General features: G+C 61.2%; 18 protein-coding genes, 6 tRNA genes and 3 rRNA genes. 16 read left to right on the forward strand and 11 right to left on the reverse strand.

The window, feature by feature from the left end:
- Positions 1-113: 113 nt before the first annotated feature.
- On the reverse strand, positions 114-3,713 hold the full coding sequence (locus QFZ94_RS31485) for an indolepyruvate ferredoxin oxidoreductase family protein (RefSeq protein WP_429461683.1): 3,600 nt from the start codon (positions 3,711-3,713) through the stop codon (positions 114-116).
- Between the two features lie 388 nt (positions 3,714-4,101).
- Between QFZ94_RS31485 and QFZ94_RS31490 the strand changes: the two genes are divergently transcribed.
- Complete coding sequence (locus QFZ94_RS31490; RefSeq protein WP_368586389.1) at positions 4,102-4,296, forward strand: hypothetical protein; 195 nt, start codon at positions 4,102-4,104, stop codon at positions 4,294-4,296.
- Between the two features lie 138 nt (positions 4,297-4,434).
- Here the strand turns inward: QFZ94_RS31490 and hppD are convergent, their stop codons facing one another.
- Positions 4,435-5,532, reverse strand: a complete 1,098-nt coding sequence (hppD, locus tag QFZ94_RS31495) for a 4-hydroxyphenylpyruvate dioxygenase (RefSeq protein ID WP_368586390.1) — start codon at positions 5,530-5,532, stop codon at positions 4,435-4,437.
- A 188-nt stretch (positions 5,533-5,720) separates the two neighbouring features.
- Between hppD and QFZ94_RS31500 the strand changes: the two genes are divergently transcribed.
- Entirely contained in the window at positions 5,721-6,218 is a 498-nt protein-coding gene (locus QFZ94_RS31500) for an Lrp/AsnC family transcriptional regulator (protein WP_013090779.1), read from the forward strand.
- Positions 6,219-6,317: 99 nt separating this feature from the next.
- Here the strand turns inward: QFZ94_RS31500 and QFZ94_RS31505 are convergent, their stop codons facing one another.
- The 8 genes from QFZ94_RS31505 to paaA form a co-directional block, all read right to left on the reverse strand.
- Complete coding sequence (locus tag QFZ94_RS31505) at positions 6,318-6,986, reverse strand: GNAT family N-acetyltransferase (RefSeq protein WP_410852562.1); 669 nt, start codon at positions 6,984-6,986, stop codon at positions 6,318-6,320.
- Between the two features lie 274 nt (positions 6,987-7,260).
- Positions 7,261-7,872: a TetR/AcrR family transcriptional regulator gene (locus QFZ94_RS31510; protein WP_368586392.1), complete on the reverse strand. Its 612-nt coding sequence runs from the start codon at positions 7,870-7,872 to the stop codon at positions 7,261-7,263.
- 17 nt (positions 7,873-7,889) lie between these two features.
- Positions 7,890-8,705 carry a DUF1835 domain-containing protein gene (locus tag QFZ94_RS31515; protein ID WP_410852561.1) on the reverse strand — a complete coding sequence of 272 codons (816 nt, stop codon included), beginning with the start codon at positions 8,703-8,705 and terminating at the stop codon, positions 7,890-7,892.
- A 175-nt stretch (positions 8,706-8,880) separates the two neighbouring features.
- Positions 8,881-9,969 carry a 1,2-phenylacetyl-CoA epoxidase subunit PaaE gene (paaE, locus tag QFZ94_RS31520; RefSeq protein ID WP_429461687.1) on the reverse strand — a complete coding sequence of 363 codons (1,089 nt, stop codon included), beginning with the start codon at positions 9,967-9,969 and terminating at the stop codon, positions 8,881-8,883.
- A gap of 1 nt (position 9,970) precedes the next feature.
- On the reverse strand, positions 9,971-10,546 hold the full coding sequence (gene paaD, locus QFZ94_RS31525; protein WP_410849977.1) for a 1,2-phenylacetyl-CoA epoxidase subunit PaaD: 576 nt from the start codon (positions 10,544-10,546) through the stop codon (positions 9,971-9,973).
- Between the two features lie 7 nt (positions 10,547-10,553).
- Positions 10,554-11,366 carry a 1,2-phenylacetyl-CoA epoxidase subunit PaaC gene (paaC, locus tag QFZ94_RS31530; RefSeq protein WP_429461963.1) on the reverse strand — a complete coding sequence of 271 codons (813 nt, stop codon included), beginning with the start codon at positions 11,364-11,366 and terminating at the stop codon, positions 10,554-10,556.
- A gap of 16 nt (positions 11,367-11,382) precedes the next feature.
- Positions 11,383-11,667 (reverse strand): 1,2-phenylacetyl-CoA epoxidase subunit PaaB, encoded by a 285-nt coding sequence (paaB, locus tag QFZ94_RS31535; protein WP_410853326.1) that lies wholly within the window; start codon positions 11,665-11,667, stop codon positions 11,383-11,385.
- A gap of 69 nt (positions 11,668-11,736) precedes the next feature.
- Complete coding sequence (gene paaA / locus QFZ94_RS31540) at positions 11,737-12,735, reverse strand: 1,2-phenylacetyl-CoA epoxidase subunit PaaA (protein WP_368588000.1); 999 nt, start codon at positions 12,733-12,735, stop codon at positions 11,737-11,739.
- Positions 12,736-12,934: 199 nt separating this feature from the next.
- On the opposite strand from paaA, the gene QFZ94_RS31545 reads away from it, so the two are divergent.
- Positions 12,935-14,557, forward strand: a complete 1,623-nt coding sequence (locus QFZ94_RS31545; RefSeq protein ID WP_368587924.1) for an NAD(P)/FAD-dependent oxidoreductase — start codon at positions 12,935-12,937, stop codon at positions 14,555-14,557.
- Positions 14,558-14,642: 85 nt separating this feature from the next.
- The gene (locus tag QFZ94_RS31550) at positions 14,643-15,923 is read left to right on the forward strand and encodes an SGNH/GDSL hydrolase family protein (RefSeq protein ID WP_429461690.1); all 1,281 of its coding nucleotides are present in this window, start codon (positions 14,643-14,645) and stop codon (positions 15,921-15,923) included.
- A gap of 1 nt (position 15,924) precedes the next feature.
- Here QFZ94_RS31550 and QFZ94_RS31555 read toward each other — a convergent pair whose 3' ends face one another.
- Positions 15,925-16,149, reverse strand: a complete 225-nt coding sequence (locus QFZ94_RS31555; protein ID WP_429461692.1) for a hypothetical protein — start codon at positions 16,147-16,149, stop codon at positions 15,925-15,927.
- A gap of 128 nt (positions 16,150-16,277) precedes the next feature.
- Between QFZ94_RS31555 and QFZ94_RS31560 the strand changes: the two genes are divergently transcribed.
- From QFZ94_RS31560 to nusG, 12 genes are all read left to right on the forward strand, one after another.
- Positions 16,278-17,810 (forward strand): 16S ribosomal RNA (locus tag QFZ94_RS31560).
- A 78-nt stretch (positions 17,811-17,888) separates the two neighbouring features.
- Positions 17,889-17,965, forward strand: a tRNA-Ile gene (locus tag QFZ94_RS31565).
- 57 nt (positions 17,966-18,022) lie between these two features.
- Positions 18,023-18,098: transfer RNA gene (locus QFZ94_RS31570), tRNA-Ala, on the forward strand.
- A gap of 291 nt (positions 18,099-18,389) precedes the next feature.
- Positions 18,390-21,269 (forward strand): 23S ribosomal RNA (locus QFZ94_RS31575).
- A gap of 225 nt (positions 21,270-21,494) precedes the next feature.
- Positions 21,495-21,608, forward strand: a 5S ribosomal RNA gene (rrf, locus tag QFZ94_RS31580).
- Together the 16S, 23S and 5S rRNA genes with 5 tRNA genes alongside form the textbook arrangement of a ribosomal RNA operon.
- A gap of 157 nt (positions 21,609-21,765) precedes the next feature.
- Positions 21,766-21,851: transfer RNA gene (locus tag QFZ94_RS31585), tRNA-Tyr, on the forward strand.
- Between the two features lie 39 nt (positions 21,852-21,890).
- Positions 21,891-21,964, forward strand: a tRNA-Gly gene (locus QFZ94_RS31590).
- Between the two features lie 16 nt (positions 21,965-21,980).
- Positions 21,981-22,055 (forward strand) — tRNA-Thr (locus tag QFZ94_RS31595).
- Between the two features lie 62 nt (positions 22,056-22,117).
- Entirely contained in the window at positions 22,118-23,308 is a 1,191-nt protein-coding gene (gene tuf / locus QFZ94_RS31600) for an elongation factor Tu (RefSeq protein ID WP_013090760.1), read from the forward strand.
- Positions 23,309-23,372: 64 nt separating this feature from the next.
- Positions 23,373-23,448 (forward strand) — tRNA-Trp (locus tag QFZ94_RS31605).
- 34 nt (positions 23,449-23,482) lie between these two features.
- Positions 23,483-23,863 carry a preprotein translocase subunit SecE gene (gene secE, locus QFZ94_RS31610; RefSeq protein WP_410850202.1) on the forward strand — a complete coding sequence of 127 codons (381 nt, stop codon included), beginning with the start codon at positions 23,483-23,485 and terminating at the stop codon, positions 23,861-23,863.
- 1 nt (position 23,864) lies between these two features.
- Positions 23,865-24,422 (forward strand): transcription termination/antitermination protein NusG, encoded by a 558-nt coding sequence (gene nusG / locus QFZ94_RS31615; RefSeq protein ID WP_075303275.1) that lies wholly within the window; start codon positions 23,865-23,867, stop codon positions 24,420-24,422.
- Positions 24,423-24,506 lie beyond the last annotated feature (84 nt).

Raw genomic sequence — 24,506 nt, forward strand, 5'->3', positions numbered from 1 at the left:
GCCTCGGCAAAAGCGCTACGGAACTCCGGTTCCGTAGCGCGTTTTTTTGCGCCCCCCAAAAAAAGCGGCGGTCTGTGAAGACCGCCGCTTTTCAGTTCAACTGCCAGAGTCGATCAGGCCGCGTGCTGCGTCGTCTTGCCTGCATCGGACGAACGCCAACGCGTGAGCAGCTCGTTCCACTTGATGCGCACGCCTTTCAGGTTGTTCTCCTTGACGTGCCCATAACCGCGGATGCCGTCGGGCAGATTCGCGAGCTCGACCGCGAGATCGCGCTTCTGCGCAGTCAGTCCGCCGATCAATTCACGCACCAATGCCTCGTATTCGCCGATCAGCGCGCGCTCGGTGCGACGCTCCTCGGTGTTGCCGAACACGTCGAGCGCGGTGCCGCGCAGGAACTTGAGCTTCGCGAGCACGTGCATCGCGCGGAACATCCACGGACCGTACTTCTTCTTCATCAGATGGCCGTGCGCGTCCTTTTTCGATAGCGTCGGCGGCGCGAGATGCAGATGCAGCTTCCAGTCGCCTTCGAACGTCGCGTTCAGCTTTTCGATGAACGCCGGGTCGCTGTACAGACGCGCGACCTCGTATTCGTCCTTGTACGCCATCAGCTTGTGCAGGTTCTTCGCGACCGCTTCGGTCAGCGGCATTCGGCCGTCGGCGGAATCGAGCGCTTCTTCCGCGGCCCGCACCTGCGACACCAGCGCGCGATAGCGCTGCGCGTACGCACTGTTCTGCCAGGCGGTCAGATAGTCGGCGCGTTTGTCGATCAGCGTGTCGAGCGCCTTCGGCGTATGCAGTGCGATGATCTTGCCGTTTGCGTTGTCGGCCGACTCGCCGCGCCCCTGCGTTTGCGCGAGCTTGCGCACCGCGGCCAGATCGTGCGCGGCACGCCGGCCCCATTCGAACGCGGCACGGTTTTTCTCCACCTGCACGTTGTTCAGCTCGATCGCGCGAATCAGCGACTCGTGCGTGAGCGGCACCCAGCCGCGCTGCCACGCGTAGCCGAGCACGAACGGGTTCGTGTAGATCGCGTCGCCGAGCAGCGCGACCGCGAAGTGATTTGCGTCGACGGCCGAGACGTTGTCGTCGCCGGCCGCGGCGCGCACGTCGGCTTCGGTGCTGCTGCCGGGGAAGCGCCAGTTCGGGTTCTTGATCAGCTCGGCCGTTGGCGTGTGCGCGCTGTTAAGCACGACGCGCGTGCGGTTCGCCTGCATGCGCGACACGCATTCGTCGCTGGCGGTTACGATCGCGTCGCAGCCGATCACGAGGCTCGCTTCGCCCATCGCGATACGAGTCGCGTGGATGTCGGCGGGGTGGTTCGCGATCTGCACGTGGCTCATCACGGCGCCGCCTTTCTGCGCGAGGCCGGTGACGTCGAGCACGGTGACGCCCTTGCTCTCGAGATGCGCGGCCATACCGAGCAGCGCGCCGATCGTAACGACGCCGGTGCCGCCGACGCCCGTCACCAGCACGCCGTACGGACGTTCGATGGACGGCAACTCGGGGTCCGGCACCGGTGGCATTTCCGCGCCGGCGCCCGGCGCCGCCTTCGGCTTGCGCAATTGGCCGCCTTCAACGGAGACGAAGCTCGGGCAGAACCCGTTCACGCACGAGAAGTCCTTGTTGCAGGTCGACTGGTTGATCTGGCGCTTCGTGCCGTACTCGGTGTCGAGCGGCTCGACCGACAGGCAGTTCGACTTCACCGAGCAGTCGCCGCAGCCTTCGCACACCGCCTCGTTGATCACGACGCGCCGTGCCGGATCGGGATACGCGCCGCGCTTTCTGCGACGGCGCTTTTCGGTCGCGCAGGTCTGGTCGTAAATCAGGATCGTGGTGCCCGGCACCTCGCGCAGCTGGCGCTGCACGTCGTCGAGCTGGTCGCGGTGATGAATGTCGACGCCGGGCGCGAGGCCGACGTTCGCCGCGTACTTCTCCGGCTCATCGGTGACGATGACGATCTTCGCCGCGCCTTCGGCGGCGAGCTGATGCGTGATCTGCGGCACGGTCAGCACGCCGTCGACCGGCTGGCCGCCGGTCATCGCGACCGCGTCGTTGTACAGCAGCTTGTAGGTGATGTTCGCCTTCGACGCGATCGCCGCGCGGATCGCGAGCAGCCCCGAGTGGAAGTAGGTGCCGTCACCGAGATTGGCGAACACGTGCTTATCGTTCGTGAACGGTGCCTGGCCGATCCACGCGACGCCTTCGCCGCCCATCTGGCTGAACGTGCTGGTGCTGCGGTCCATCCAGACCGTCATGTAATGACAGCCGATGCCGGCCATCGCGCGCGAGCCTTCCGGCACGTTGGTCGACGTGTTGTGCGGGCAGCCCGAGCAGAACCACGGCTTGCGCTCGACTTCGACGCGCGGCCGCGCGAGCGCCTTTTCCTTCGCTTCGATCACCGCGATGCGCGCGGCGATGCGGGCGCGCACGTCCGACGGCAGATCGAACTTGTCCAGCCGCGTGGCGATTGCCTTCGCGATAATCGCGGGCGACAACTCGTAGTGCGCCGGCAGCAGCCAGTTGCCCATCGGCACCGACCACTCGCCACCGGCGCCGTCTTTTTCGTCGAACTTGCCGAACACGCGCGGGCGTTGCGCGTCGGGCCAGTTGTACAGCTCTTCCTTGATCGCGTATTCGAGGATCTGGCGCTTTTCCTCGACCACGAGAATTTCGTCGAGGCCGCGCGCGAAGGCCTGCGCGCCTTGCGCTTCGAGCGGCCAGACGCAGCCGACCTTGTACAGCCGGATGCCGATGCGCGAGCAGGTTTCATCGTCGAGGCCGAGATCGGTGAGCGCCTGACGCACGTCGAGATAGGCCTTGCCGCCGGTCATGATGCCGAAGCGCGCATGCGGCGAATCGATTTCGACGCGATCGAGTTTGTTCGCGCGCACATAGGCGAGGCCCGCGTACCACTTGTAGTCGAGCAGACGCGCTTCCTGCACGAGCGGCGGATCGGGCCAGCGGATGTTCAGGCCGCCGTCGGGCATCACGAAGTCTTCCGGCAGGATGATGCTGGTGCGGTGCGGGTCGATATCGACCGATGCGGACGATTCGACCACGTCGGTCACGCACTTCATCGCGACCCACAGGCCGGAGTAGCGGCTCATCGCCCAGCCGTGCAGGCCGAAGTCCAGATATTCCTGCACGTTCGAAGGAAACAGCACCGGCAGCCCGCATGCCTTGAATATATGTTCGGACTGGTGCGCGAGTGTCGAGGATTTCGCCGCGTGATCGTCGCCGGCGAGCACCAGAACGCCGCCGTGCCGCGACGAGCCGGCCGAGTTGCCGTGCTTGAAGACGTCGCCGGAACGGTCGACGCCGGGGCCCTTGCCGTACCACATCGAGAACACGCCGTCGTATTTGGCGCTCGGGTACAGGTTGACCTGCTGCGAACCCCACACGGCGGTGGCCGCGAGGTCTTCGTTGACGCCGGGCTGGAACACGACCTGATGCGCGGACAGATGCTTTTTGGCTTTCCACAGCGACTGGTCGAGTCCGCCGAGCGGGGAACCGCGGTAGCCGGAGATGAAGCCGGCCGTATTGAGGCCGGCGGCGCGGTCGCGTTCCTGCTGCAGCATCGGCAGACGCACCAGCGCCTGGATGCCGCTCATGTAAGCGCGGCCGCGATCGAGGGTGTATTTGTCGTCGAGCGTGACGGAAGACAACGCGGCTTCGAGCGAGGCTCGCTGACCTGCGTCTAGCGGGGCATTCATTATGTGTACTCCTCCACTTCAGCTTGGGATCACCAAAACTTTTCTGGCTCCCGGCATCTCGTGAATGCTGGGGCCGGGGTCGTCATATTGACGGGTTTCAAGCGATGGTAGCACTGGTGGAAACCCGCCGCAGCAGATCAGAAATCGCCTGTGCGCGGTCTGAATTCAGATGGTTTCGCGGCAAGTTGGCTGCGGGTTGTCAACAGTTGGCACGCATTTTCGGCGGAATCGAGTTGGGTTGCACTTGGGCATGTAACAAGCTGTAAAACCTACAAACGTGCGGAACCGCAGTGAAAACCACTGTCTAATCCCCGGCCTGCGAGCGATGCCGATCGCTGCGCATTCTGCGCAGCTTCTGGACAGCAGGGTAGTTAGAAAAGGAGTACGCATGCACACAAGAAACATCCAGACGTTCCTGATGGTTTCCGCCGCTTTCTTCGCGATGAGCGCGCCGATGCACTCGAATCCGGGCAGCACGGGGGCGCTGTCGAACGCGATCGTTCGCACGGCGCAGGTCGCGCCAGCGCAGGCGGGAACGATCGACGGTGCGACCGGCAGCAACGAGTACAGGCAGAATTCTTGACGCGCCGCATCGCGCGCGTCTTGTGACAACCGGCCGCCGGTTCGGAGAGAGCGGCGGCGTGCAAACGAAAAAGGGCGAGGATCCTGCGATCTTCGCCCTTTTTTCTTCCGCGCGCCGATCAGGCGCGAGTCATCGTGGTCAGGTCTTATCCTGCACGACACCGCGGCGAATCTGATCGAGCTCGATCGATTCGAACAGCGCCTTGAAGTTGCCCTCGCCGAAGCCCTGATTGCCCTTGCGCTGGATGATCTCGAAGAAGATCGGGCCGATCTGGTTTTCGGTGAAGATCTGCAGCAGCAGATCGTCCGGTGCGCCGTCGATCAGGATCTTGCGCTTGCGCAGTTCCTCGAGCGGCTCGCCATGATTCGGCACGCGCCGGTCGACGAGTTCGTAGTAGGTGTCGATCGTGTCGAGCAGCGAAATGTTCGATGCGCGCAGGCCGTCGACGGTGCGGTAGATGTCGCTGGTGCCGAGCGCTATGTGCTGGATGCCTTCGCCGTGGTACGCGTCCAGATATTCCTGGATCTGACCGGCGGTGTCCGAGCCCTCCTCGTTGATCGGAATGCGGATCTTGCCGCACGGCGAAGTCATCGCCTTCGACTTCACGCCCGTCACCTTGCCCTCGATGTCGAAGTAGCGCACCTCGCGGAAGTTGAACAGGCGCTCGTAGAACTCGGCCCATTCCTGCATGCGGCCGCGATGCACGTTATGCGTCAGGTGATCGATATAAGTCAGGCCGTGGCCGACCGGATTGGGGTTCGCGCCGGGAATCGGTTCGAAGTCGACGTCGTAAATGTCGATGTCACCGATGCTGTTCGGCGCCGCGCCGTTCTTGCCGCGCCAGCGGTCGACGAAATAGATCAGCGAATCGCCGATGCCCTTGATCGCTGGGATGTTCAGCTCCATCGGGCCGGTCTTGTTGTCGAATCCCCAAGCGCCTTTTTCGAGCGCTTGAGCATAAGCCTTCGCGGCGTCCTGCACGCGAAACGCGATCGCGCAGATCGACGGGCCATGCAGGCGCGCGAAGCGCTGCGCGAACGAATGCTTCTCCGCGTTGACGATGAAGTTGATGTCGCCCTGACGATACAGCGTCACGTCCTTGTGACGATGTCGCGCGACGGCCGTGAAGCCCATCCGTTCGAATAGTTTGCCGAGCGCTTTCGGGTCCGGCGCCGTGTATTCGATGAATTCGAAGCCGTCGGTGCCGACCGGATTTTCCCAAGTAGAAACCTGCATTGTCTGTCTCCGATCCCATGTACGGGGTTGCCGAGGCGCGCTGGCGGTGAGCGCGCGGGACGGTCGGCTGAGCGCGACCGGATAGGGCAAGTGTAGAACTGCGATGGAGGCAAGAACTTGCGAACTTAATCGCACATCGCTACTCTTCAGCTACTTTATGGCTCGATTCGAACGAGACGTGGCAGAACATGGCTAATAGCGAGATAGATGCGATCGATCGCCGCATTCTGGCGATCCTTCAGGAAAACGGCCGGCTGTCGAATCAGGAGATTGCGGAGCGGATCAATCTGTCGCCGAGTCCGTGCCTGCGGCGGATTCGCCGGCTCGAGGAAAGCGGCGTGATTCGCGGCTACGTCGCGCTACTCGACGCGCAGCGTCTCGGACTCGACCTGCTTGCGTATGTCAACGTGCGGCTGGAGAAGGGTGGCGGTCGCGCGTTCAGTCCGCATGGCGAGGCTACGCACGCCGATCTGTTCGGCGCGGCCGTGCAGACGTGGCCCGAAGTGGTCGCGTGTCACGCGATGACGGGTGAGATGGATTACCTGCTGCGCGTCCAGGTCGAGGACATGGCGCACTTTTCGCGCTTCGTGCAGGATCAGTTGCTGCGCCATCCGTCGGTGATCGATGTGAAATCGAGCTTTTCGCTCGAAAAGATCAAGGAAACGACAGCGCTGCCCATTTTGTAGGCTTCACGCGTCACGCCCTGCGCATCGCGTTAATTTGGTACAGATAGAAAAAAGGGCGACCTTGCGGCCGCCCCAAGCTCATGTCCCCGTAGCGATTATTCAGGCAGCGACAGCCACCGGCATGAACGACTCGAACAGTCGCGATGCCTGGCGCGCGTGGCGCTTGAGTGCGTAGTCGAACACGGCGGCCTGCTCCTGCAGCATTTCCGCGAGGATGCTCGACTGATCTGCTGGCGACAGCGTGAGATAAGCGTCGGCTTCGCCGTACGCGTACTCGATCTTCATGCCGGCCTTTTTGGCGATGTGCATCATGGTCGAGTTGCGCGCCAGGCAGTGGATGTACAGCGTCGTCACATGCGTGTTGCGGCTGCGGATCGCGGCGCGCTCGAACAGCTTCGAGCCGATACCAATGCCACGCGCGCTTTCGAGCACCGAGACGCCGAATTCGGCGGTGCGCTTGTTGTCTTCGGCCGGCAGGTAGGCCAGATGGCCGACGCCGCTCAGTTCAAGCTTGCTGTTGAATACGCCGAACACCGTGTCGCGCGTGAAGTCGATCGTGCGTACGTAGTTTTCGATCACGTGGTTCGGCACGACCTGGCCGAAGCGCAGCAGGCGGTCTTCCTCGTCAAGCGCGAGGAAGTGCGTGAGCAGGCGTTCGCGATCGACAGCGGTGAGTTCTCGGACCAGAACGTGCGGGCGTCCAGCAGGCAGCGACGCGCGGTCGTTCGGCTCGATCGGCTCGGTGGTGCGAAGGCTAAGCGTGTTCATGGTCGGGTTCTCCTTTTAATCAGGCGGCGTTGTGCACCGCAAAACCGATTTTAGCGGAAACCCAAGCCATTCACTAGGGAAAACCCGTACCAAAAACTGACGTGATTACCTGGAATGCTGGAGCCCTAAATTTAGTTAATTGATTTTTAATGGGAATTCAAAATGAACGCACGTACGTGACACCATGCCGCATGCATCCCGGGAGCTGAGATACTTCGTCTGAATGTTGTTGCTTTGCATCATCCGAGGCGCGGGATCGGTTCGGACCGTCGTCTCACCTGGCCGGCGCGGTGCCGAGACCATGCTCGACCATGCCGACCACCTGCTCTGCGAACTCGCGATAGCCCATGCGGCCGTCCGGCTTGAGCCACGTGAAGGTCCAGTTGATCATGCCGAACACCATCATCGTCAGCGCGGTCTGGTTGTCGCGTGTCGCGCGTTCGGGGTAGGCGCGCGCGAGCTGCCGGGCGAACGCGGCGACCACGTCGCGCTGGCGGTTCAGGATGATCTCGCGCTGCGAATCGACCAGATACTTGACGTCGTTCAGCAGCGCAACGTGCCGGCTGTGCGACGTCTCATACTCGGACAGGAACGCGCGGATCAGCTCCGCGAAGGTTTCTCGCTCGCTCAGTTCGCGCCGCTGGCTCGACCCTTCCACCTCGGCGATGATCAGCATCAGCCGCTTCGTGTAGCGATCGAGCAGGTCGAACAGGATCGCTTCCTTGCTCTCGTAATAGTGATAGAGGCGCGCTTTCGAGGTGCCGCTCGCCGCGGCGAGATCGGCCATCGACGTGCTTGGATAGCTGGTCTGCGCAAACTTCGCGGCGGCCAGTTCGAGGATCTGCTCGCGTTGGGTTTCGTGGTCGGGGGCTCGGGTGCGGGCCATAGTTGTCTGTTTTTGTCTTATTGGGGTGAGCAAGGAGCGGATGACGCGCGCAGTTCGAGCGAGCGCCATTCGTTCGCGTCGCCGCGCAGATGGATGCGTCGTTGCGTCGCGAGTTCGTGCATGCGCCACAGCACGATGCTGTCGCTGGCGAGAAACCATAGTTCGGCGGTCATAACATAGGCGGCGACGCGCGCGGCGGACTGCCAGTCGTCGGTTGCGCGTTCGAGGATCAGCGTGTCGAGTTCGGCAAAGCTGCCGCTCGTGAAGGTGTTGTCACGCCAGCGCCGTGTCTCGCCGTTCGCCTGCTTGACCTCCTGCCATTCGAGCGCGAGCCGGCTGATGCGTAGCACGGAAATCGGCGCGGCGTCCGGCAGATGTGCCTGCAATACGTCCGGCGCAAACATGCCGACCGATGTCGCGCGATCCTTGCGAGTATGCGCCCACGCTTGCGGATCGGTGAGGTCGGCGATCGACAGACGCACTTCATTCAAACGCTGCGGGCTGTTGCGCACCAGGTAGCAGACGCGGCGCAGCATCAGCTGATCGGACGCGCTTTCGCCATGCCACACAACGAGATTCGCGGTGTCGCTCGCGAGGCCGTCGAGCACTGCGGCCTGTTCGCGGAACTCGCGCACGAAGTCGCGCTGCGGGTCGGCGCTGACGCGTTCCCAGAAGTCGGCACGCACGTGCGGAGCGTCGTCGACGCCGCGCAACGGGCCGACCGCCAGATCGTCGCGCAACGGCTGCACGCGATCGTCGCGGCCCGCCTGGGCCAGCGCGCTCCGCAGCGACTCGGCGGCGACGTCTCCGTTGGTGAGATGAATCGTGCTCATGGGCAAGGGCTTGCTGTGACGCTTGCAGCTGTAACAAAAAGAGGCCGCTCGCCGACTGGAAACCGACGTCCCGATCGAAGAGCGGCCCCTAGTGTAAGCGGATCGCGAAACGGCCGAAAGCGGCGCCGGCCGTTACACGAAGCGAGTCCGCACCCTGACCACGAAAGCTCCCGGCTCAACGTTCGTCGTAACTGACGACGACCTTGTCGCTCACCGGATGACACTGACACGTCAGCACGAACCCGTCGCGGACCTCGTGTTCTTCGAGCGTGTAGTTCTTTTCCATCTTCACTTCGCCCTCGAGCACCTTCGCGCGACACGTGCAGCACACACCGCCCTTGCACGCATACGGCAGCGCGAGACCGGCGCGCAGCCCGACGTCGAGCACGCTGACGCCCTGATACGGCAGGCGCAGCTTGCGCCGCTTGCCGTCAAGCACGATCTCGAGGTCGGCCGCAGGCGTGTCCGCGGTGATCTCGACGGGCGGCACACCCGCCTGCGGCAGCGGCGTGCCGAAGCGCTCGACGTGCACCTTCGCGGGCGGCACGCCGGCAGCCTTGAGCGCCGCCTCGGCCGCATCCATCATCGGCGCGGGGCCGCAGATGAAGGCTTCGTCGATCGCGTCGGCCGGCAGCAGCTGTTCGAGGAACGCTGCGCACTTCTGCTGGTCGAGCACGCCGTTGAACAGCTCGACGTCCTGCAGGTCGTCCGACAGCACGTGATACAGCACGAAGCGGTTCATGAAGCGGTTCTTCAGATCCTCGAGCTCCTCGGCGAACATGATCTGGTCGACGCTGCGGTTGCCGTACACCAGCGTGAACGTGCTGCGCGGCTCGACTTCGAGCGTCGTCTTGATGATCGCGAGCACCGGCGTGATGCCCGAGCCGCCCGAGAACGCGAGATACTGCTGGCCCTGTTCGGCGTTCAGGTGCGTGAAGAAGCGCCCGTCCGGGGTCATCACGTCGATCGTGTGGCCGGGCTGCAGCGTGTCGAACGCGAAGTTCGAGAAACGCCCGCCGCGCACGCGCTTGATGCCGATGCGCAACTCGCCGTCGCGGTCGTAGTCGGTGACACCCACGCAGATCGAATACGAGCGGCGCGTTTCCTCACCGTCGATATGCGTCTTCAGCGTGACGAACTGGCCCTGCGTGAAGCGATACTGGTCGCGCAGTTCGGGCGGGACTTCGAAGGCGACCGACACCGCATCGGTGGTTTCGGGACGTACTTCGCGGATACGCAGCGGATGGAATTGCGGGGTGGCCATATCAGTACGGTTTGAAGTAGTCGAAGGGTTCGCGGCAGTCGAGGCAGCGATACAGCGCCTTGCAGGCGGTCGAGCCGAACTGCGCGAGTCGCTCGGTGTGTGCCGAGCCGCAGCGCGGGCAGGCCGGTGCGGGCAGCGCGCGTGGCACGAAGCGCAGCACTTTTTCCTGTGGCGCAGACGTCGCGGCTGAACCGCAGTTGCCGGTGGGCGGCGCGATGCCGTAGACGCGCAGTTTTTCGCGCGCTTCGGCGGTGATCCAGTCGGTGGTCCACGCCGGTGCGAGCACGGTGGCCACGCGGTACGGCGTCAGCTGCGCGGCCTCGAGCGCACGGCCGATGTCCCCGGCAATCTGCGACATCGCCGGGCAGCCCGAGTAGGTCGGCGTGATCACGACTTCGAGCGCGCCGTCCGCCGCGCGTCGCACGTCGCGCAGGATGCCGAGCTCGCGGATCGAGACCACCGGGATCTCCGGGTCCGGTACCGCTTCGAGCACGCTCCACGCGCGGGTGAGCGCGGGATCGGTGGCGGCGGTCGTGGCGGGGGTGTTCACGGGCTGCGGGGCGGTCGAGGTCGTCATCGCGGGCTCACCAGCTCGCGCCCGGATGCTGGCGCGCAAGGCTCTGCATCTCGGCGAGCACGAAGCCCATATGCTCCGAATGCTCGCCGTGCTTGCCGGTGCTCACGTGCCGCAGCGCCGCGGGCAGCGTCAGCGTGGCGGCGTCGAGCGTGGCGCGCACGTCGTCGAGCCATGCGGCTTCCAGCGCCGAGGTGCGCGGGCCGATGCCCGCCGCGGCGATCGCGTCTTCCACCGCGTCCGCGCTGAAGAACTCGTACGTGTACGGCATCAGGTAGTCGAGCGCGGCCTGCGCGCGACGGTGCGATTCGTCGGTGCCGTCGCCGAAGCGGATCAGCCACTCGCCCGCGTGATGCACGTGGTACTGCGTTTCCTTGATCGACTTCGCGGCGATCGCGGCGAGCTGTTCGTCGGTGGAGCCCGTCAGCGCGCCCCACAGATGCCTCATCAGCGTCGAATACAGGAAGTTGCGCACGATCGTGACCGCGTAGTCCTTCTGCGCCTGCGCGGTGCCGGCGAGCGGGCCGTAGTGCGGCAGCTCGGCGAGCGTGTAGTTCGCGAATTCGCGCTCGGCGCGGAAGTACGCGTAGTCGTCTTCGCTGCGCTGACGGCCGGTGAGCTGCTGCTCGAGCGCGGCCGCGTGCGTGTACAGCAGGCGCGCCTGGCCGATCAGGTCGAGGCTCATGTTCGACAGCGCGATGTCCTCTTCGAGGATCGGGCCGTGGCCGCACCACTCGGCGTTGCGCTGACCGAGAATCAGCGCGGTATCGGCGAGGCGCAGCACGTACTGCAGATGTTCGGGCGTGATAGAGGTCGGGGACATAGTGGTCATGGCGCGCTTACATGTGGTTGACTTCGTCGGGCAGCGTGTAGAACGTCGGGTGGCGATAGATCTTGTCGCCCGCCGGTTCGAACAGCTCGGCCTTCTCGTCGGGCGCCGAGGCGGTGATCGCCGAGGACGGCACCACCCAGATGCTCACGCCTTCCTGGCGGCGCGTGTAGACGTCGCGCGCCATGCGCAGCGCCATCGGCGCGTCGGCCGCGTGCAGACTGCCGCAGTGCTTGTGGTCGAGGCCCTGCCTGCTGCGCACGAACACTTCCCAAATCGGCCATTCCTTGTTCATTGCTGATCTCCTGATTCCTGACTCTCGCTGATCTTTCGCGGGTGTTTCGCGGGTGTTTTGCCGTGCCGCTCAGGCGGCGTGCTGTTGCGCGCGCTGGCGCTGCTTGTCCGCATGGGCGAGCGCGGCTTCGCGCACCCAGGCGCCGTCTTCATGGGCCTTCACGCGCGTGGCGAGGCGCTCGCGGTTGCACGGGCCGTCGCCATTGACGACGCGCCAGAACTCTTCCCAGTCGATGTCGCCGTAGTCGTAGTGGCCGCGCGCCTCGTTCCATTTGAGCTCCGCATCGGGCAGCGTGACGCCGAGCACCTTCGCCTGCTCGACGGTCGCGTCGACGAATTTCTGGCGCAGGTCGTCGTTGGTGATGCGCTTGATGCCCCATTGCGCCGACTGGTTGCTGTGCACCGAGTCCTTGTCGCTCGGGCCGAACATCATCAGCACCGGCCACCACCAGCGGTTCACCGCCTGCTGCACGAGTTCGCGCTGCGCGTCGGTGCCGGCCATCATCGCGAGCAGCGCATCGAACCCCTGGCGCTGGTGGAACGACTCTTCCTTGCAGATGCGGATCATCGCGCGGGCATAGGGCCCGTACGTGCAGCGGCACAGCGGGATCTGGTTCATGATCGCCGCGCCGTCGACCAGCCAGCCGATCACGCCGACGTCGGCCCAGGTGGGCGTCGGGTAGTTGAAGATGCTCGAATACTTGGCCTTGCCCGCGTGCAGTGCGTCGATCAGCTGCTCGCGCGACACGCCGAGCGTTTCGGCGGCGCTATACAGATAGAGCCCGTGGCCGGCTTCGTCCTGCACCTTGGCGATCAGGATCGCCTTGCGCTTGAGGCTCGGCGCGCGGGTGATCCAGTTGCCCTCGGGCAGCATGCCGACGATTTCCGAGTGCGCGTGCTGCGAGATCTGCCGCACCAGCGTTTTGCGGTAGGCGTCGGGCATCCAGTCCTGCGGCTCGATCTTGCCGTCGGCGGCCATGACCGCGTCGAAGCGCGCCTGTTCGGGCGAATTCGCATCCGCGTCCAGCGGGGCGACGTTGCCGGGGATATCGAGGGATTGGGTGTACATGAGGGACGCTCTCTGGAGGAGTGGTCTGTGTCGGCGTAGTATAAACCAACCGACCGGTCGGTTAATAAATTTTTTGAGGACGGGGATTAGGCTCGATAGCGTCATTCGGGGGTGTCGAAGCAGGTCACCCCGCCCCGACACTTACCGGTAAAATTGCGAATTGGCCGCGATTTGCGGCCCACTTGCATCTCCGGTACTCATGTTACGTCTAAGCGAAATCAAACTCCCGCTCGATCATCCCGAAAGCGCCCTCGAAGCCGCCATCCGTGCGCGCCTCGCGGACCTAGGCGTCGCGCGGGACGGGCTCATCCGATACACCGTGTTTCGCCGCGCGCATGACGCGCGCAAGCGCGCCGACATCAAGCTCACCTATATCGTCGATGTCGAGGTCAAGGATGAAGCGGCCGCGCTGAAACGGCTCGCCGACGTGCCGCATTGCGGCGTGACCCCCGACATGAGCTACAAGTTCGTCGCCAAAGCGCCCGCCCAACTAAGCACGCCGCGTCCGGTCGTGATCGGCATGGGACCGTGCGGTCTGTTCGCGGGACTGATCCTCGCGCAGATGGGCTTCCGGCCGATCATCCTCGAGCGCGGCAAGGCCGTGCGCGAGCGCACCAAGGACACGTTTGGCCTGTGGCGCAAATCGGTGCTGAATCCCGAGTCGAACGTGCAGTTCGGCGAAGGTGGCGCGGGCACTTTTTCCGACGGCAAGCTCTACAGCCAGATCAAGGACCCGAAACATTACGGCCGCAAAGTACTCGACGAATTCGTGCGGGCTGGTGCGCCGGAGGACATCCTGTATCTGAGCCGGCCGCATATTGGCACGTTTCGCCTCGTCAGCATGGTCGAGAAGATGCGTGCGAGCATCCACGAGTTGGGCGGCGAAGTGCGCTTTGAGACCCGCGTCGAGGACATCGACATCGACAACGGCCAGGTGCGCGGGCTGAAGCTGTCGACCGGCGAGACGCTGCGTTGCGACCACGTGGTACTGGCGGTCGGCCATAGCGCACGCGACACCTTCCAGATGCTGTACGACCGGGGCGTTCACGTCGAGGCGAAGCCGTTTTCGCTCGGTTTCCGGATCGAGCATCCGCAGGGGGTGATCGATCGCAGCCGTTTCGGCAAATTTGCCGGTCACAAACAGCTCGGCGCAGCCGACTATAAGGTGGTGCACCACTGCAGCAACGGGCGCGCGGTGTATAGCTTTTGCATGTGTCCCGGGGGCACCGTGGTGGCGGCAACTTCGGAGCCGGGGCGGGTCGTCACTAACGGCATGAGCCAGTACTCGCGCGCGGAGCGCAACGCGAATGCGGGCATCGTGGTCGGCATTACGCCAGACGACTACCCGGGCGGCCCGCTCGCGGGCATCGCGTTCCAGCGCAAGTGGGAAGAGCGGGCGTTCGAACTCGGTGGCGGTAACTATATGGCGCCGGGGCAGTTGGTCGGCGACTTCATCGCCGGGCGGCCGTCCACGTCGCTCGGCTCGGTCGTGCCGTCGTATAAGCCCGGCGTGCGGCCGACCGATCTCAGCACTGCACTGCCCGACTATGCGATCGAGGCGATTCGCGAAGCGCTGCCTCAGATGGAAAAGAAAATCGCCGGTTTCGCGATGCATGACGCGGTGCTGACCGGCGTTGAAACGCGGACGTCGTCGCCGGTCCGCGTGCGTCGCGGCGATGATTATCAGAGCGTCAACATCAAAGGGCTGTATCCCGCCGGCGAAGGTGCGGGATACGCTGGCGGCATCTACTCGGCGGCGATCGACGGAATCGAGGTCGCCGAAGCCGTCGCTCTGCAGATCATGAGTCAGCAAACGGCATGAGTCCGAACGGGCACAGCCGCCGGGTACCGGCGATTGTCGCGTCGTTCGGGCACAATGCGCGTTTCGCCTCGAACCGACCGTCCGAATGACCATTCGCACCCTGGCTGCCACATGCGGCGCGGCGCTGCTTGCCCAATTTGCTCCGTTTGCCGTTTCCTCGAGTGCGTTCGCTGCCGAAGCGCCGGAGCATTGGGTTGCCGTGTGGGCGACCGCGCTGCAACCGATTCCCCAGCGAGCCGACTTGCCGCCGCTGTATCGCGCGCCGGAAGTCGCGGGGCGCAGCGTTCGGCAAATCGTGTATCCGACCTTGTCGGGGAAGGCGGCGCGAATCCATCTGAGCAATGTGTACAGCAAGACAGCTCTCGTCATCGACGAACTGCGCATCGCGCGCTCGGTCGGCGGCACGGCGGCGGTAGAGGGGGGCGGAAGTCGAGTGACGTTTGCTGGCAAGGGCGCGGTCAGCGTTCCGCCCGGCGGCGAGTTGGACAGCGATCCGATCGGGATCGACGTCGTGGAGGGCGCGCCGTATGCGATCAGTGCGTTTATGGGACCGGAGCAGCGGATCGTCGCGTGGCACCGTGTGTCGAATCAGGTGAATTATGTGTCGGTGCCGGGCAATCACACCGCCGACGCGTCCGCCGCCGCGTTTCGCGGTCGCTTCACCCAATATGTGTGGGTCACAGGCTTGTCAGTGGAGGTGGCGGGACCGTCAATTGCCGTGGCTGCGATCGGCGACTCAATCACCGACGGCATGCGCTCCAGCCTGAATCAGAACCGTCGCTGGCCAGATGCGCTGGCTCGGCGCCTGGCGGCGAGCGGCGCGCAATCGACCGCAATCGTGAATCTCGGCATCAGCGGTAACCGGCTTCTTAGCGACTCGCCTTGTTATGGCGACGCGCTAGCGAGCCGCTTCGAGCGTGACGTTTTGCAACGTCCGGGCGTCAAGGCGGCGGTCCTGCTGATTGGCATCAACGACATTAACTTTGCGGCAATGCCGCCTCATGGCGGGCTCGACTGCGATTTTCCTCATACGTCGGTCACGGCTGCCGATTTGATTGCCGGTTACCAGCGCGTGATCGCGGCCGCGCGGCGCAAGGGTGTCAAGGTGTTCGGCGCGACGCTGACGCCGGCGTCGCTGCCACAGGAGCGGGAAAACATCCGACTCGCGGTTAATCAGTGGATCCGGACCAGTCGCGCTTTCGATGACGTCGTCGATTTCGACGCGGCGTTGCGCGATCGGGCGCAGCCGGAGCGTCTGCAGCGCGTTTTCGATAGCGGTGATCACATCCATCCGAGCGACGCGGGCTACGCGGCCATGGCCGATGCTGTTCCAGTTGAGGCCGTGGTGAGCGCTGTCCGGAAGTGAGTCACAGCTTTTTTAAGCGAAAGTGAAAATGGGTGTTGACGATCCGGCGAAAGTTCTCCATAATCTCGTTTCTCTGCTGCAGACGCAGCGACGCAAACGAAGCGGTGCCGGGTAGTGGTGGTTCAGGTGCGGCGGGTTGGGCGGATCGATCTTTAAAAACTAACAGCCGATAAGTGTGGGCGCTTGATGCGGAATGCGGCGGCGGATTCTTCTGGATCTGCTGCAAGGCAAAAGGTATCAGAAAGCCTCACACAGTATTAGAGGAAGGTTTATCTGTCGAAAGACGGATTGATCATCGTCAGTACGTTGAGTGAGCGACCGGTTTCTGACGAAACCGAAAACAGTAACAGGTTTGAACTGAAGAGTTTGATCCTGGCTCAGATTGAACGCTGGCGGCATGCCTTACACATGCAAGTCGAACGGCAGCACGGACTTCGGTCTGGTGGCGAGTGGCGAACGGGTGAGTAATACATCGGAACGTGTCCTGGAGTGGGGGATAGCCCGGCGAAAGCCGGATTAATACCGCATACGCTCTGTGGAGGAAAGCGGGGGATCTTTCGGGACCTCGCGCTCAAGGGGCGGCCGATGGCAGATTAGGTAGTTGGTGGGGTAAAGGCCTACCAAGCCGACGATCTGTAGCTGGTCTGAGAGGACGACCAGCCACACTGGGACTGAGACACGGCCCAGACTCCTACGGGAGGCAGCAGTGGGGAATTTTGGACAATGGGCGCAAGCCTGATCCAGCAATGCCGCGTGTGTGAAGAAGGCCTTCGGGTTGTAAAGCACTTTTGTCCGGAAAGAAAACCTCGTGGCTAATATCCATGAGGGATGACGGTACCGGAAGAATAAGCACCGGCTAACTACGTGCCAGCAGCCGCGGTAATACGTAGGGTGCGAGCGTTAATCGGAATTACTGGGCGTAAAGCGTGCGCAGGCGGTGCTGTAAGACCGATGTGAAATCCCCGGGCTTAACCTGGGAACTGCATTGGTGACTGCAGCGCTGGAGTATGGCAGAGGGGGGTGGAATTCCACGTGTAGCAGTGAAATGCGTAGAGATGTGGAGGAACACCGATGGCGAAGGCAGCCCCCTGGGCCAATACTGACGCTCATGCACGAAAGCGTGGGGAGCAAACAGGATTAGATACCCTGGTAGTCCACGCCCTAAACGATGTCAACTGGTTGTCGGGCCTTCATTGGCTTGGTAACGTAGCTAACGCGTGAAGTTGACCGCCTGGGGAGTACGGTCGCAAGATTAAAACTCAAAGGAATTGACGGGGACCCGCACAAGCGGTGGATGATGTGGATTAATTCGATGCAACGCGAAAAACCTTACCTACCCTTGACATGGATGGAATCCTGCTGAGAGGCGGGAGTGCCCGAAAGGGAGCCATCACACAGGTGCTGCATGGCTGTCGTCAGCTCGTGTCGTGAGATGTTGGGTTAAGTCCCGCAACGAGCGCAACCCTTGTCCCTAGTTGCTACGCAAGAGCACTCCAGGGAGACTGCCGGTGACAAACCGGAGGAAGGTGGGGATGACGTCAAGTCCTCATGGCCCTTATGGGTAGGGCTTCACACGTCATACAATGGTCGGAACAGAGGGTTGCCAAGCCGCGAGGTGGAGCCAATCCCAGAAAACCGATCGTAGTCCGGATCGCACTCTGCAACTCGAGTGCGTGAAGCTGGAATCGCTAGTAATCGCGGATCAGCATGCCGCGGTGAATACGTTCCCGGGTCTTGTACACACCGCCCGTCACACCATGGGAGTGGGTTTTACCAGAAGTGGCTAGTCTAACCGCAAGGAGGACGGTCACCACGGTAGGATTCATGACTGGGGTGAAGTCGTAACAAGGTAGCCGTATCGGAAGGTGCGGCTGGATCACCTCCTTTCCAGAGCTATGCATTCAGTGCATTCAAGTGCTCACGCTTATCGGCTGTGGTTTAGAGAAGCAACGCAGACAGACTCAGGGGTCTGTAGCTCAGTCGGTTAGAGCACCGTCTTGATAAGGCGGGGGTCGATGGTTCGAATCCATCCAGACCCACCACTGTCTTGTCTGGTGAGCTGGTCGGGTGAGCCCCTCTGGAGTGTGTGCTGTATGACTGGGGGATTAGCTCAGCTGGGAGAGCACCTGCTTTGCAAGCAGGGGGTCGTCGGTTCGATCCCGTCATCCTCCACCAATCCTCAATGCGCAGGGTTCTGCACACATGCAGAGCGTTGCGCATTGGCGATTGAGCCAGTCAGCGCGATGTGAGGCAACTCATGATCGGCTGTCGTTCTTTAACAATCAGGAAGAAGTAGTAAAGAGATTCACGAAAGCGGACCTGGAGATGGGTGCGTGAGTAGGTGAATCAGGGTTGTGATTGTATCGATGTATTTTATAAGTGATCGAGAGATCGCTTTGGAATACGGCGCAACACGAATACTCAACCTGTAGCGCGTGCGTCTGAACTGAGACACACCCGTTATAGGGTCAAGCGAACAAGTGCATGTGGTGAATGCCTTGGCGATCACAGGCGATGAAGGACGCGGTAGCCTGCGAAAAGCTCCGGGGAGCTGGCAAACAAGCTTTGATCCGGAGATGTCCGAATGGGGAAACCCACTCCTAATGGAGTATCCGTAGCTGAATCCATAGGCTGCGTGAAGCGAACGCGGTGAACTGAAACATCTAAGTAACCGCAGGAAAAGAAATCAACCGAGATTCCCAAAGTAGTGGCGAGCGAAATGGGATCAGCCTGTACTCTTTATTTGCAGTGTTAGCCGAACGCTCTGGAAAGTGCGGCCATAGCGGGTGATAGCCCCGTAGGCGAAAACATTGTGAAAGAACTGGGTGTACGACAAGTAGGGCGGGACACGTGAAATCCTGTCTGAAGATGGGGGGACCATCCTCCAAGGCTAAATACTCGTGATCGACCGATAGTGAACCAGTACCGTGAGGGAAAGGCGAAAAGAACCCCGGGAGGGGAGTGAAACAGATCCTGAAACCGCATGCATACAAACAGTCGGAGCCTCGCAAGGGGTGACGGCGTACCTTTTGTATAATGGGTCAGCGACTTACATTCAGTGGCGAGCTTAACCGATTAGGGCAGGCGTAGCGAAAGCGAGTCCGAACAGGGCGTCCAGTCGCTGGGTGTAGACCCGAAACCAGGTGATCTATCCATGGCCAGGTTGAAGGCACGGTAACACGTGCTGGAGGACCGAACCCACTAACGTTGAAAAGTTAGGGGATGAGCTGTGGATAGGGGTGAAAGGCTAAACAAACCTGGAAATAGCTGGTTCTCTCCGAAAACTATTTAGGTAGTGCCTCGTGTATCACCTTCGGGGGTAGAGCACTGTCATGGTTGTGGGGTCCATTGCGGATTACTTCGCCATAGCAAACTCCGAATACCGAAGAGTGCAATCACGGGAGACAGACATCGGGTGCTAACGTCCGGTGTCAAGAGGGAAACAACCCAGACCGCCAGCTAAGGTCCCCAAATATGGCTAAGTGGGAAACGAAGTGGGAAGGCTAAAACAGTCAGGAGGTTGGCTTAGAAGCAGCCACCCTTTAAAGAAAGCGTAATAGCTCACTGATCGAGTCGTCCTGCGCGGAAGATGTAACGGGGCTAAGCCATATACCGAAGCTGCGGATGCACATTTATGTGCATGGTAGGAGAGCGTTCCGTAAGCCTGCGAAGGTGCACTGGAAAGTGTGCTGGAGGTATCGGAAGTGCGAATGCTGACATGAGTAGCGATAAAGGGGGTGAAAGGCCCCCTCGCCGTAAGCCCAAGGTTTCCTACGCAACGTTCATCGGCGTAGGGTGAGTCGGCCCCTAAGGCGAGGCAGAAATGCGTAGCTGATGGGAAGCAGATTAATATTTCTGCACCATTGTGAAATGCGATGGGGGGACGGATCGCGGAAGGTTGTCCGGGTGTTGGAAGTCCCGGTCGCTGCATTGGAGAGGGTGCCCTGGCAAATCCGGGCACAGGACTCAAGGGTGTGGCGCGAGCTTCTTCGGAAGCGAAGCAACTGGAAGGGGTTCCAGGAAAAGCCTCTAAGCTTCAGTTTCACAGTGACCGTACCGCAAACCGACACAGGTGGGCGAGATGAGTATTCTAAGGCGCTTGAGAGAACTCGGGAGAAGGAACTCGGCAAATTGGTACCGTAACTTCGGGATAAGGTACGCCCCGGTAGCTTGACTGGCCTGCGCCAGAAGGGTGAAGGGGTTGCAATAAACTGGTGGCTGCGACTGTTTAATAAAAACACAGCACTCTGCAAACACGAAAGTGGACGTATAGGGTGTGACGCCTGCCCGGTGCCGGAAGATTAAATGATGGGGTGCAAGCTCCTGATTGAAGTCCCGGTAAACGGCGGCCGTAACTATAACGGTCCTAAGGTAGCGAAATTCCTTGTCGGGTAAGTTCCGACCTGCACGAATGGCGTAACGATGGCCACACTGTCTCCTCCCGAGACTCAGCGAAGTTGAAGTGTTTGTGATGATGCAATCTCCCCGCGGCTAGACGGAAAGACCCCATGAACCTTTACTGTAGCTTTGCATTGGACTTTGAACCGGTCTGTGTAGGATAGGTGGGAGGCTATGAAGCGTGGACGCCAGTCTGCGTGGAGCCGTCCTTGAAATACCACCCTGATCTGTTTGAGGTTCTAACCTTGGTCCGTGATCCGGATCGGGGACAGTGCATGGTAGGCAGTTTGACTGGGGCGGTCTCCTCCCAAAGTGTAACGGAGGAGTACGAAGGTACGCTAGGTACGGTCGGAAATCGTGCTGATAGTGCAATGGCATAAGCGTGCTTGACTGTGAGACTGACAAGTCGAACAGGTGCGAAAGCAGGTCATAGTGATCCGGTGGTTCTGTATGGAAGGGCCATCGCTCAACGGATAAAAGGTACTCTGGGGATAACAGGCTGATACCGCCCAAGAGTTCATATCGACGGCGGTGTTTGGCACCTCGATGTCGGCTCATCTCATCCTGGGGCTGTAGCCGGTCCCAAGGGTATGGCTGTTCGCCATTTAAAGAGGTACGTGAGCTGGGTTTAAAACGTCGTGAGACAGTTTGGTCCCTATCTGCCGTGGGCGCTGGATATTTGAAGGGGGCTGCTCCTAGTACGAGAGGACCGGAGTGGACGAACCTCTGGTGTACCGGTTGTCACGCCAGTGGCATCGCCGGGTAGCTATGTTCGGAAGAGATAACCGCTGAAAGCATCTAAGCGGGAAACTCGCCTTAAGATGAGATATCCCCGGGGCTTTGAGCCCCTTGAAGGGTCGTTCAAGACCAGGACGTTGATAGGTCAGGTGTGCACGTACAGTAATGTACTGAGCTAACTGATACTAATTGCCCGTAAGGCTTGATCCTATAACAGGTGTGTTTCGACATGAGTTAGCGCTTTAGCGCTTGCGACTGTCCGATCCCCGAAAGGGATGCGCTGGAACTCCCGCAGGAGTCACCAGCCCACACGGTTGAGAGATCAGTGTTGCGCCAGAAACAACACAACCCACACACGAATCCTTTACGCTTCTTCCCGATTGGCTGTGGCGCCAGGTTGACCTCAACCTGACAGCGACGCAGCAACCCGTCATGCCTGATGACCATAGCGAGTCGGTCCCACCCCTTCCCATCCCGAACAGGACCGTGAAACGACTCCACGCCGATGATAGTGCGGATTGCCCGTGTGAAAGTAGGTAATCGTCAGGCTCCCCCACAAGCCAGAAACCCCACCCCCAGCGGTGGGGTTTTTGCGTTTACGGAAAGCTAACAGCCAATCACTATATAAGTGAGAGCTTTGCGATCGGAACGGTCAAGCAGGTCTTGACAAAATGATGTTGTTCCCCCATAATCGTTAGTTCTCTGCGGAGGGGTGCCCGAGTGGCTAAAGGGGGCAGACTGTAAATCTGTTGGCTTACGCCTACGTTGGTTCGAATCCAACCTCCTCCACCAGAATGCAAGTTGTAGCAGTTGTTGGGAATCCATGGCCTTGCGGGTGTAGCTCAATGGTAGAGCAGAAGCCTTCCAAGCTTACGACGAGGGTTCGATTCCCTTCACCCGCTCCAGCAACACAGATGTAACGCCCATGTGGCTCAGTGGTAGAGCACTCCCTTGGTAAGGGAGAGGTCGGCAGTTCGATCCTGCCCATGGGCACCAGAAGTACTCGGTGATTGTTTGCGCCCGGCGCAACGTACGGAAAATCCTCTTAGGAGTCGAAAATGGCCAAGGGTAAGTTTGAGCGGACCAAGCCGCACGTGAACGTGGGCACGATCGGTCACGTTGACCACGGCAAGACCACGCTGACGGCAGCGATCACGACGGTTCTGACGCAGAAGTTTGGCGGCGAGGCGAAGGCCTACGACCAGATCGACGCGGCGCCGGAAGAAAAGGCACGTGGCATTACCATCAATACCGCGCACGTCGAGTACGAAACGGCTAACCGCCACTACGCACACGTCGACTGCCCGGGCCACGCTGACTACGTGAAGAACATGATCACGGGCGCGGCACAGATGGACGGCGCGATCCTGGTGTGCTCGGCTGCTGACGGCCCGATGCCGCAAACGCGTGAGCACATCCTGCTGGCGCGTCAAGTTGGCGTTCCGTACATCATCGTGTTCCTGAACAAGTGCGACATGGTGGACGACGCCGAGCTGCTGGAGCTCGTCGAGATGGAAGTGCGCGAACTTCTGTCGAAGTACGACTTCCCGGGCGACGACACGCCGATCATCAAGGGTTCGGCCAAGCTGGCGCTGGAAGGCGACAAGGGCGAGCTGGGCGAAGTGGCGATCATGAACCTGGCCGACGCGCTGGACACGTACATCCCGACGCCGGAACGCGCGGTTGACGGTTCGTTCCTGATGCCGGTGGAAGACGTGTTCTCGATCTCGGGTCGTGGCACGGTGGTGACGGGCCGCGTCGAGCGTGGCGTGATCAAGGTCGGCGAGGAAATCGAGATCGTCGGTATCCGGGCAACGGCCAAGACGACCTGCACGGGCGTGGAAATGTTCCGCAAGCTGCTCGACCAGGGTCAGGCCGGCGACAACGTTGGTATCCTGCTGCGCGGCACGAAGCGTGAAGACGTGGAGCGTGGTCAGGTTCTGGCCAAGCCGGGTTCGATCAACCCGCACACCCACTTCACGGCTGAAGTGTACGTGCTCAGCAAGGACGAAGGCGGCCGTCACACGCCGTTCTTCAACAACTACCGTCCGCAGTTCTACTTCCGTACGACCGACGTGACGGGCTCGATCGAGCTGCCGAAGGACAAGGAAATGGTGATGCCGGGCGACAACGTGTCGATCACGGTGAAGCTGATCAACCCGATCGCGATGGAAGAAGGTCTCCGCTTCGCAATCCGCGAAGGTGGCCGTACGGTCGGCGCTGGTGTCGTCGCAAAGATCATCGAGTAACGCCAGACAGTTCTCGATAATCGGCTGTATCGGGGTTGGCGGTGTCGTCAACCCCACATGGTTTAGGGGTATAGCTCAACTGGCAGAGCGTCGGTCTCCAAAACCGAAGGTTGGGGGTTCGATTCCCTCTGCCCCTGCCAACTATCGCGTCGTAGTGGCGCTCGTTAAGGTGTTATGGCGAATCCTTCCGTCGAAACTGTGAATACATCCGGCGACAAGATGATGTTGATCGCCGGTGTGTTGCTGGTCTTGGCCGGGTTCGTGGGGTTCTTCTGGCTTAGTGGCCAGGAATGGTACATCCGCGGAGCCGCCTTGGCTGTTGGTGCGATCGCGGGTGTCGCAGTCGGGCTTCTCTCAGCGCCGGGCAAGGGTTTCATCGCTTTCGCCAGAGACTCGTACAAAGAAGTCCGTAAGGTCGTTTGGCCGACTCGCAAAGAAGCCACCCAAACGACGCTTGTAGTGTTCGGCTTCGTAGTCGTGATGGCCATCTTCCTCTGGATTTGTGATAAATCCATTGAGTGGGCGATTTTCTCGGCGATTCTGGGTTGGAAATGATATGAGTGATACTCCGGCATCCCCGAGCGGCAAACGTTGGTACGTGGTGCACGCATACTCAGGTATGGAGAAGAGTGTGCAGCGAGCGCTCCAAGAGCGCATTGAGCGGGCTGGCATGCAGGATCAGTTTGGCCAGATCCTCGTTCCCACAGAAGAAGTTGTTGAGGTAAAGGGCGGTCACAAATCAGTGACGGAACGCCGTTTCTTCCCCGGCTACGTTCTAGTCGAGATGGAAATGACGGATGAAACGTGGCACCTGGTGAAGAACACGGCCAAGGTGACCGGTTTTGTAGGGGGGGCGCGCAACCGCCCTAGTCCGATTTCCCCGCGGGAAGTCGAAAAAATCATGTCGCAAATGCAGGAGGGCGTGGAGAAGCCACGTCCGAAGACCCTGTTCGAAGTGGGCGAGATGGTGCGGGTAAAAGAAGGCCCGTTCACAGATTTCAACGGCAGCGTCGAAGAAGTGAACTACGAAAAGTCGCGAGTCCGTGTTTCCGTTACGATCTTCGGCCGGGCAACGCCGGTCGAGTTGGAATTCGGTCAGGTCGAAAAGTTGTAGTCCTAGTTTTACGGAACGCACCGCTGGGTGCGTTCCGTATTTCGCGCTTACGGTCCGCGTAATGGCCGTTGAGGAGCGTAATTA

Origin of the sequence: Paraburkholderia sp. JPY465, from assembly GCF_050436725.1 — a bacterium.
GTDB classification, from domain to species: Bacteria; Pseudomonadota; Gammaproteobacteria; order Burkholderiales; family Burkholderiaceae; genus Paraburkholderia; species Paraburkholderia youngii.